We start from the raw sequence: 9362 nt of genomic DNA, 5'->3' as shown, positions 1-9362 counted from the left end.
CTCCGGCCTCGATGCCGGCATCAGGCTGCAGCAGGCCGTTGAGGGATCGAGCCCCGCGCGCCGCCCGTGCCAGTTCCTGTGTCTCAGGTGCGTCCGCAAGGCGGCCTCTTGCGGCTGCCAGGTCCTCCTGAGCCTCACCGGCGGCCTCGGGCTCCGAGGCATCCAGGATCGCCGGCGCAGCCGCACCCAGTTCGGGCTCCTGTTCGGCTTCGTCGTCGTCGCCGGGCCGCACGCCAGCCGGCACTCCCTCCGGCTCCTCCGGCCCTACCTCCGTCTCACGCCGCTCGAGGTGGATGCCGAGCTCCCTGAGCGGCAGGTCCTCGTCCTCCTCACGAATCTCGATCTCCTGGGACTCCTCCGACAGCACCTTGACGTCGAGTCCCAGGCTCTGCAGCTCCTTGATGAGCACCTTGAACGACTCCGGCACGCCGGGCTCCGGCACGTTCTCGCCCTTGACGATGGCCTCGTACGTGCGGACCCGGCCCAGCACGTCGTCGGACTTGACGGTGAGCAGTTCCTGGAGCGTGTGGGCTGCGCCGTAGGCCTCCAGCGCCCACACCTCCATCTCGCCGAAGCGCTGCCCGCCGAACTGCGCCTTGCCGCCCAGCGGCTGCTGGGTGACCAGGGAGTACGGGCCCGTGGAACGGGCGTGGATCTTGTCGTCCACCAGGTGGGCCAGCTTCAGCATGTAGATGTAGCCGACCGTCACCGGGTTGTCGAACGGCTGCCCCGTGCGCCCGTCGCGCAGCACCGTCTTCCCGTCCTCGGGAAGACCGGCCTTCTTGAGGGTTTCGATGACCTCGCGCTCCGTGGCCCCGTCGAAGACCGGCGTGGCCATGTGTAGCCCCAATGCCTTGGCCGCCCAGCCGAGGTGCGTCTCGAGCACCTGGCCGATGTTCATGCGGGAGGGTACCCCCAGCGGGTTCAGTACGATCTCGACGGGGGTCCCGTCGGTGAGGAACGGCATGTCCTCCTCCGGCAGGATCCGGGCGATGACCCCCTTGTTGCCGTGGCGGCCGGCCATCTTGTCGCCGACGCTGATCTTGCGCTTCTGCGCCACGTACACCCGCACCATCTCGCTGACGCCCGGCGCCAGCTCGTCGCCCTCGTCGCGGCGGAAGCGCTTGACGTCCACCACCACGCCGCCCTCGCCGTGCGGCACCCGCAGCGACGTGTCCCGCACCTCCCGAGCCTTTTCGCCGAAGATGGCGCGCAACAGGCGTTCCTCGGCAGTCAGCTCGGTCTCGCCCTTGGGCGTCACCTTCCCGACCAGGATGTCACCCGGCCGCACCTCGGCGCCGATGCGGATGATGCCGTTTTCGTCGAGGTTCTTCAACATGTCCTCGCCCACGTTGGGGATGTCGCGGGTGATCTCCTCGGGGCCGAGTTTGGTGTCCCGGGCCTGGCACTCGTACTCCTCGATATGGATGGAGGTGAAGACGTCCTCCCGCACCAGCTTCTCGCTGATCAGCACGGCGTCTTCGAAGTTGTATCCCTCCCACGGCATGAACGCCACCAGCACGTTGCGGCCCAGCGCCAGTTCGCCGCGGTCGGTGGACGGGCCGTCCGCTATGACCTGCCCGGCCTCCACATGCTGTCCCGCCTCGACGATGGGCTTCTGGTTGATGCACGTGCCCTGGTTCGACCGCTGGAACTTCAGGAGCGCGTAGCGATCTTCACTTCCGTCCTCGGTCTTGATCCGGATCTCCCGGGCGTCGGCGTACGTGACGAGGCCCGGCCGCCGGGCCGTCACCACCGCTCCGGAGTCCACGGCGGCGCGGTACTCGATCCCGGTTCCCACCAGCGGCGCCTCGGTCCGGATGAGCGGCACCGCCTGGCGCTGCATGTTGGAGCCCATCAGCGCCCGGCTTGCGTCGTCGTTCTCCAGGAACGGGATCAGCGCCGTCGCCACGCTCACGATCTGTTTGGGCGACACGTCCATGAAATCGACCTGCTCGGGGCTGACCAGACGGATCTCGTCCATGTAGCGGGCCGAGACCCGGGGGTTGAGGAAGTGCCCCTGCTCGTCGAGGGGTTCGGCCGCCTGCGCGATGACGTAGATGTCTTCCTCGTCGGCCGTGAGGTAGACCACCTCGTCGGTGACCACGCCGTTTTTCACCCGGCGGTACGGCGTCTCGATGAAGCCGAACTCGTTCACCCGAGCGTACGTGGTCAGTGACCCGATGAGGCCGATGTTGGGGCCTTCGGGCGTCTCGATGGGGCACATGCGCCCGTAGTGGGAGTGGTGCACGTCCCGCACCTCGAACCCTGCCCGCTCCCTGGAGAGCCCGCCGGGGCCGAGGGCCGACATGCGCCGCTTGTGGGTCAGTTCCGCCAGGGGGTTGGTCTGGTCCATGAACTGCGAAAGCTGGCTCGACCCGAAGAACTCCTTGATGGCCGCCACCACGGGCCGGATGTTGATGAGCAGCTGCGGCGTGACGATGTCCTCGCTGCCCTGAATCGTCATGCGTTCCCGGATGACCCGCTCCATACGGGCAAGTCCGACGCGGAACTGGTTCTGCAGGAGCTCGCCGACCGTCTTGAGCCGGCGGTTTCCCAGGTGGTCGATGTCGTCCACCTGGCCGGCGCCCAGCATCAGCGTGCTCATGTAGTTGACGATGGCGACCAGGTCTTCCGGAGTCAGCACCCGCCGGTCGACGGGCGGCTGGCCGTTTGAGACCACTTTCAGCGGGCCCGCCTTGCTCTCGACGATGACCTCCCGCACCCCGGCCTGCTCGATCCGCTCCGCCAGGTCGCGGGTGACGCGGGCACCGGCTTCGGCAATGATCTCGCCCGTCTGCGGGTCGGCCACGGGCTGCTCCAGCCTGGCCTGCACGATGCGGCCCGCCAGGCGGAGCTTCTTGTTGAGCTTGTAGCGGCCCACCTCCGCCAGGTCGTAGCGCTTCGGGTCGTAGAAGAGCGACTCGAACAGCGTCCGGGCGCTCTCCTCGGTCGGCGGCTCGCCCGGCCGCAGGCGCTTGTAAATCTCGATGAGCGCCTCGCTCTCTCTGTCCGTGGTGTCCCGATCCAGGGTGGCGCGCACCGGCTCGGAGTCGCCCAGCACCTCCAGAAGCTGCGTGTTGCTGCCATAGCCGGCGGCCCGGATGAGCACGGTGGCCGGGAGCTTTCGGGTACGGTCGATGCGCACCCAGATGACGTTCTGCGCGTCCGTCTCGAACTCAAGCCACGCGCCCCGGTTGGGAATGACGCTGGCCTGGAAGATGAGGCGCCCGCTGGTGTCCCGTTCCTGGCTGTAGTAAACGCCGGGCGATCGCACGAGCTGGCTCACGACCACTCGCTCGGCGCCGTTGATGATGAAGGTGCCCTTGTCGGTCATCAGGGGGAACTCCCCCATGTAGACCTCCTGCTCCTTCACCTCGCCCGTGTCTTTCTTGATCAGCCGAACCCGGACGCTCAAGGGGGCGCTGTAGGTGGCGTCGCGCTCCTTGCACTCCTCAACGCTGTACTTGGGATCCCGGAAGGAGTGCCCCAAAAACTCCAGAACCAGGTTGCCGGTGAAATCCTGGATAGGCGAAATGTCCCGGAAAGTCTCGGCCAGCCCCTCCGTCATGAACCACTCATAGGACCTGCGCTGCAGTTCGATGAGGTTGGGAAGCTCAAGCACCTCCCGGATCTTGCCGAAGTTGAGACGCTCGCGCCTTCCAGCCTGGACGGCAACCGCCAAACGGCATCACCCCGTTCGGACAACTTAGCGGGACCTACGCCCGAAGCGACCCTCGCGTACCGGAAGGAGAAGGGGCAACCGCCCTCGAACAGAGGAAGTGAGCCCCCGGGCTCCCCGGGACCACGCAAGACGGGTTGACCCCGTCATGGGTGCACTTAACCAACATCGGCTGAAGAGACGTGGATTATTCACGCTCCGTGGGCATAACGGTGATTGACCAGCAGGTGGACGCCCGAAACACAACTCGGCGCCGGGCCGGGTCCTGCCGATTCCCCGGCCAGCGCCTCAAATAGCCTCTGCTCCCCTTGCGCGTCGCACAATAACAAGACAGGCCGCCCGCACCCGCTTAGTCTACCACCTCAGCAGGCTCATGTCAACGCTTGCGCGAAAGGCGCGGCCCTCCCCCCTGCCCATGCGGCCTGGCCTGGAGAGCCCGCGCCCGTACGCTTGCGAAAACTTCCCGTCCCTACTTGAGCTCGACGGTAGCCCCGGCCTCCACCAGCTTGGCCTTGACTTCCTCGGCGCGCTCCTTGTTGACCCCCTCAACCACGGGTTTGGGAGCGCCATCGACCAGGTCCTTGGCCTCCTTCAGGCCCAGGCCCGTGATCTCACGAACCACCTTGATGACCTGGATCTTCTTGTCACCCGCGCCCGTCAGGATGACGTCGAACTCGGTCTTCTCCTCCTCCGCGGCGGGCGCCGCCGGCGCTGCCCCCGGCGCTGCCGCTCCGGGCACCACGGCCACGGCCGCCTGAGCGCTGACCCCGAACTTCTCTTCCAGCGCCTTGACCAGCTCGGCCAGCTCGAGCACGGTCATGTTGCCGATGGCCTCAATCAGCTCTTCCTTGCTCAAAGGCATATGCTACCAACCCCGTTCCTTTCTCCTGCCAGCCGCTTGACGCCGCCCTTGGTTGCGCCTCACGCGCCCTGGGCAGCCTCTTTGTGCTTGCGGATCTGTTCCAAAACCACGACGAGGTTCCGGACCGTCCCGGACAGCACCGTGACGAGCCCAACCATGGGCGCCTGCAACCCACCAAGCACGCGCCCAAGCAGGACCTCGCGCGGCGGAAGCTGCGCCAGCGCCTCCACGTCCGGTCCGGACAACACCCGGCCCTCCAGCCAGCCGCCCTTGATCCCCAAAAGGCGCGTCTCCCGTGCCAGTTCGGCGAGCGTCCTGGCTACAGCGACCGGGTCGCCATAGGCGAAGCACAGGGCCGTCGGCCCCTCGAGCAGGCCGTCGAGCCCTCCGTCCTTTCCCGCCTGGCTGAGGGCCCTTTTGATCAGGGTGTTTTTCGCCACCATGTACTCCGCCTGGCTGTCCCGCACCCGGCGGCGCAGCCGCGTCATGGTGGCCACGTCCAGTCCCCGGAAGTCGGTCAGGAAGAAGGCCTGGCTTCGCCCCAGGTGCCGGGCGATCTCGCCGACGATCCCGGCTTTGCGCGCATGTCCGGCCCTCAGTTCCGTGCCCGCCACCTCTTCGACTCACCTCCTTCGCCTGAAAAAAGAGGAGTGTGCAGCAACCTTCCGTTACCCCTTGCCGCACGGCGCAGGGAAGGCATGCGGAAGGTCACTGCACACACCGCCCGGCCCGGTCGCCCCATCTTCGGAGCTCCCGGCCTGTACCTGCCGCTTTCCTGCCGTCCCTGCGCGGGCGACCAGCTTTCAGGCGCCGGGGGCACGCAAGCCCTCCGGGCGCCACCCGCGGTCTTCGGGATCGAAAGGCGGCGCTACAACACCGCCCCGGCTATTCTCCTTGTCTTATCGCTCGCCGGCCAGCCACTCCACCACGCTCTGGGGGCTCACCTTGATGCCCGGCCCCATCGTGGTCGAGACCGCCACGCGCCGCAGGTACTGCCCCCTGGCCGCAGCGGGCCGGGCCCGAACAATGGCGTCCATGAGAGCCCGGAAGTTGTTGAGCAGCCGCTCAGGGCCAAAAGAGACCTTGCCGATGGGAACGTGCACGCTGGCCTCCTTGGACGTCCGGAATTCCACCTTGCCAGCCTTGAACTCCTTGATGGCCCTGGCGACCTCGTTCGTCACGGTGCCGGCCTTGGGGTTGGGCATCAGGCCACGGGGCCCCAGGATGCGGCCCAGGCGGCCCACCATCCCCATCATGTCGGGCGTGGCGATGGCCACGTCGAACTCGATCTTGCCGGCCTGCACCTCCGCCACCAGTTCCTCGGCACCCACGATGTCGGCCCCGGCCTGTTCGGCCTCGCGGGCCTTTTCGCCCTTGGCGAAGACCGCAACCCGGACGGACTTCCCGGTGCCTTCCGGCAGGACGACGGTACCCCGCACCTGCTGGTCCGCGTGCCGCGGATCGACGCCCAGCTTCAAGGCGACCTCCACGGTCTCGTCGAAGCGGGCGCGCGCCGTCTTCACGGCCAGCTCCATCGCCTCCGCCGGCGCGTACTCCCTGGTGCGCTCAACCAGCTGTGCCACCTGTAAATACTTCTTGGTGTGCCTTGGCACTTCGACTGCTCGCCTCCCGGTGGTCATTGCGGTGCCGGGCTTCGGCCGGGGGAGTGCCCCCGCCACCCTGGCGCCTCCCACCCGGTGCCGGCCCTTGCCGGCCTTCCGGGCCTGTCCTGCTCTTTGCTAGGACTCCACCACGATCCCCATGCTGCGGGCCGTGCCCTCGACCATCCTCACCGCCGCCGCCAGATCGGTGGCGTTGAGGTCCGGCATCTTGATCCGGGCAATCTCCTCCACCTGTGCCCGGGTCACCTTGCCCACCTTCTGCTTGTTGGGGACCCCGGAGCCCTTCTCGATCCCGGCCGCCTTCAGCAGCAGCACCGCTGCAGGCGGCGTCTTGGTCACGAAGGTGAAGGACCGGTCCTCGTAGACGGTAACCTCGACCGGGATGATCATGCCCGCGTCCTTGGCCGTGCGGGCGTTGAACTGCTTGCAGAACTCCATGATGTTGACCCCGTGCGGGCCCAGCGCAGTACCCACGGGCGGAGCGGGAGTCGCCTTGCCCGCCGGGATCTGAAGCTTCACCTGAGCGGCAACTTTCTTTGCCATGTGTCCCTTGCCGACCTCCGCTAGATCTTCTCCACCTGGTCAAAGTCCAGCTCGACCGGGGTTTCACGGCCGAACATGGAGACGATGACCCGCAGCTTGCCTTTCTCGACGTTGATCCCGTCGATCTTCCCCGTGAAGTTGACGAAGGGGCCCGAAATCACCCGGACCGGGTCGCCCACGTCGAACGCCACGCGGGGCTTGCGTTCGCTGTCCAGGCCCATCTGCTTCATGATGGCGCGCAGCTCGTGCTCCTCCAGAGGGACCGGCCGCGAACCCGGGGAGACAAAGCCCGTGACGCCGGGCGTGTGACGCACCACGTACCAGCTGTCATCGGTCATGACCATCTCGACGAGCACGTACCCCGGGAAGATCTTCCGCTTCATGATCCGCTTCTTGCCGCCCTGGAAGTCGATCTCTTCCTCGGTGGGCACCAGCACCCGGAAGACCTTGTCGTCCATCCCCATGGACTTGACCCGGCGCTCCAGGTTGGCCTTCACCTTGTTTTCGTAGCCGGAGTACGTATGAATCACGTACCAACGGGCATCGGGATGGCGCGGCGTCAGATCCAGCGTTTGCTCGTTGTCCTCGGGCTCCCGAGGCTTTTCCTTCTCGGCGGCTACCTCGCCCTCCGGAAGGTTCCGCGCACTATCGACAGAGGCGTCGGTGTCCACCATCGCACCCTCTTGCCATCTGCCTTTACCCGCCCCACCCGAGGATCAACGTCAGGGCCTGGGTCGTCAGCAGGTCCACGATCCCCATGAGAACCCCCACGATGAGCACCGTCACCAGGACGACAGCCGTGAACTGCACGACGTCCCGGCGGCTGGGCCAGACGACCTTGCGCATTTCGGCGCGCACTTCTCGGGTAAACCGGCGGACGCGCTGCCCGCCGCGGCCCCCCGTGCGTTCCGATGCAGCCCGCCTCGCCTTTTGCTGAGACAACGCCATACCCACCGCCTCGCCCGGTCCTGCCGGATGCGGCCTGCCGCCCTCGCGCCCCCCGTGCCTGCCCGAAGCCCTCCGGTCAGCGGGTCTCTTTGTGCAGGGTGTGCTGCCGGCACCTCGGGCAGTACTTGCGCAGCTCGAGCCTGTCCGGCGTGTTCTTTCGGTTCTTGGATGTCTGATAGTTGCGGCTCTTGCACCGCTCGCACTCCAGCGTGACGGCGACCCGCATGAGACCCAAAATCCCCTCTACGCTCGAAAAATCGGCGCTGCCGCATCCTCGCGACGGCAGCGCCGGCAACACTCTGGAGCCCGCAGCCAGAATCGAACTGGCGACCTCATCCTTACCATGGATGCGCTCTGCCGTCTGAGCTATGCGGGCTCTTAAAAGCCCCCCTGCCCCGGGGCAGGGTCTCCAAAAGTGGTTGCGGGGGCCGGATTCGAACCGGCAACCTTCGGGTTATGAGCCCGACGAGCTACCAGGCTGCTCCACCCCGCGTCGCTGCCTGCTGACAAGAAGAGGTGGTGGAGGGGGTAGGATTTGAACCCACGAAGGCGTCCGCCAGCAGATTTACAGTCTGCCCCCTTTGGCCGCTCGGGAACCCCTCCACGCGTCTTCGGCCCTCGCCACGAGGGCCGGGAGTCATTCTACCAGCGCGCCGCCGCGCATGTCAAGGCGACGCAGGTCGCGGTAGCCGTCAAGTCCCGGTAGGGCGTTGCGCGACCCCGCCGGTTTTCCTGGGTCCTCGCCCCCCACGCTGCCGTCCAGGCCAGCCGGCTGCCCGTCCGGCCTGTCCGGTCCCTGCCGACGAACTGAACGCCGCGGCCCACTGCTTGAAGGCGAATCGAGAGGGGATGGATGGCTGGCGCCAGGAGGAGGACCCGCTGGCGGAGCCGGCCCCTTGAGGTATAATCCAGAGAAGACTGACCGGTCGGTCCATCATCCCCCGTGGTGGTGAGGAGTTGGCTTCGGTCGGGGTACAGGCGCAAACCTTAGCGCCGGTGCTGGCTGCGGCTGCCCGAAAGGCCAACGAGCTGCGCGGGCCCGTCCTGGCCAGCGCGGTCATTCCATTCCCGGCCGCAGAGCCGGTGCGGCTGTTCTGCCGGGCGCGAGAACTGGCCTCTTCCTGGACCCCATCCGAACAGGCGAAACGAGCCGGCCGGCTGCGGTGGACGGATTCCGCCCTGTGGGCCGTGCCGTCCTGCGGGACCGTTCTGGTGGGAGCGGGTACAGCGTGGGCGCTGGAGGCTTCTGGCGTCCACCGGTTCCGGCGCATCCGCGACCTGTGGCGCCAGGCGCTGGCCGATGCCGTGATCGAGGGCCTTCCGGGGACCCACGGCACCGGCCCGGTGGCCCTGGGCGGGTTTGCCTTTGACCCGATGGGTTCGGCTCGGAGAAGCGGCCCGGGCCGGCCCGGCGGCGCAACAGGGATCTGGTCGGATTTCCCCGATGCGTGGCTCGCGGTTCCCCGCTTCCTGTTGACCCAGGCCCGCGACGAGACCTGGCTGACGGTCAACGTTCGGCTGACCCCCGGATCCCACCCCGCAGAAGAGATTGGCGCTATCGAACTTGACCTGGCCGACTGGCTGGCCCCGCCTGGCCTCTTGGACCCTTTTGAACGCGACGGTGAGGCGCCGGACCCCACCCCCGGGCTCCTCATCGAGGAAGTCGAGCCCGACCGGTGGAGCGCGCGGGTGCAGGCCCTGGCCC

The 9362-nt window shown here is 67.3% G+C and carries 9 protein-coding genes and 3 tRNA genes; 1 reads left to right on the top strand and 11 read right to left on the bottom strand.

Translation table 11 applies throughout. The annotated features are described in order from the left end of the window. The 11 genes from rpoB to AB1609_09050 form a co-directional block, all read right to left on the bottom strand. Nucleotides 1-3685 (bottom strand): DNA-directed RNA polymerase subunit beta (gene rpoB, locus AB1609_09100; protein ID MEW6046622.1); only part of this gene is annotated, 3685 nt, incomplete at its 3' end. A gap of 466 nt (nucleotides 3686-4151) precedes the next feature. Continuing rightward, nucleotides 4152-4538 (bottom strand): 50S ribosomal protein L7/L12, encoded by a 387-nt coding sequence (gene rplL / locus AB1609_09095; protein ID MEW6046621.1) that lies wholly within the window; start codon nucleotides 4536-4538, stop codon nucleotides 4152-4154. 65 nt (nucleotides 4539-4603) lie between these two features. After that, nucleotides 4604-5158 carry a 50S ribosomal protein L10 gene (rplJ, locus tag AB1609_09090; protein MEW6046620.1) on the bottom strand — a complete coding sequence of 185 codons (555 nt, stop codon included), beginning with the start codon at nucleotides 5156-5158 and terminating at the stop codon, nucleotides 4604-4606. Nucleotides 5159-5443: 285 nt separating this feature from the next. Further along, the gene (gene rplA / locus AB1609_09085) at nucleotides 5444-6184 is read right to left on the bottom strand and encodes a 50S ribosomal protein L1 (protein MEW6046619.1); all 741 of its coding nucleotides are present in this window, start codon (nucleotides 6182-6184) and stop codon (nucleotides 5444-5446) included. A gap of 99 nt (nucleotides 6185-6283) precedes the next feature. Continuing rightward, nucleotides 6284-6709: a 50S ribosomal protein L11 gene (gene rplK, locus AB1609_09080; protein MEW6046618.1), complete on the bottom strand. Its 426-nt coding sequence runs from the start codon at nucleotides 6707-6709 to the stop codon at nucleotides 6284-6286. A gap of 20 nt (nucleotides 6710-6729) precedes the next feature. Further along, nucleotides 6730-7383, bottom strand: coding sequence for a transcription termination/antitermination protein NusG (gene nusG, locus AB1609_09075; protein ID MEW6046617.1), 654 nt, complete (start codon nucleotides 7381-7383; stop codon nucleotides 6730-6732). A 22-nt stretch (nucleotides 7384-7405) separates the two neighbouring features. Further along, nucleotides 7406-7657 carry a preprotein translocase subunit SecE gene (secE, locus tag AB1609_09070; GenBank protein MEW6046616.1) on the bottom strand — a complete coding sequence of 84 codons (252 nt, stop codon included), beginning with the start codon at nucleotides 7655-7657 and terminating at the stop codon, nucleotides 7406-7408. A 76-nt stretch (nucleotides 7658-7733) separates the two neighbouring features. Further along, entirely contained in the window at nucleotides 7734-7883 is a 150-nt protein-coding gene (rpmG, locus tag AB1609_09065) for a 50S ribosomal protein L33 (GenBank protein MEW6046615.1), read from the bottom strand. Between the two features lie 74 nt (nucleotides 7884-7957). Further along, nucleotides 7958-8033, bottom strand: a tRNA-Thr gene (locus AB1609_09060). Between the two features lie 40 nt (nucleotides 8034-8073). Continuing rightward, nucleotides 8074-8150 (bottom strand) — tRNA-Met (locus AB1609_09055). A gap of 24 nt (nucleotides 8151-8174) precedes the next feature. Then, nucleotides 8175-8260 (bottom strand) — tRNA-Tyr (locus AB1609_09050). A 354-nt stretch (nucleotides 8261-8614) separates the two neighbouring features. On the opposite strand from AB1609_09050, the gene AB1609_09045 reads away from it, so the two are divergent. Beyond that, a partial coding sequence (locus AB1609_09045; GenBank protein MEW6046614.1) for a hypothetical protein occupies nucleotides 8615-9362 on the top strand: 748 nt, incomplete at its 3' end.

The sequence above is a fragment of the Bacillota bacterium genome, from assembly GCA_040754675.1.
Taxonomy (GTDB): Bacteria; Bacillota; Limnochordia; order Limnochordales; family Geochordaceae; genus Geochorda.
Note: the sequence above shows the minus strand (reverse complement) of the source record. Positions and strands in the feature narration are given on the sequence as shown.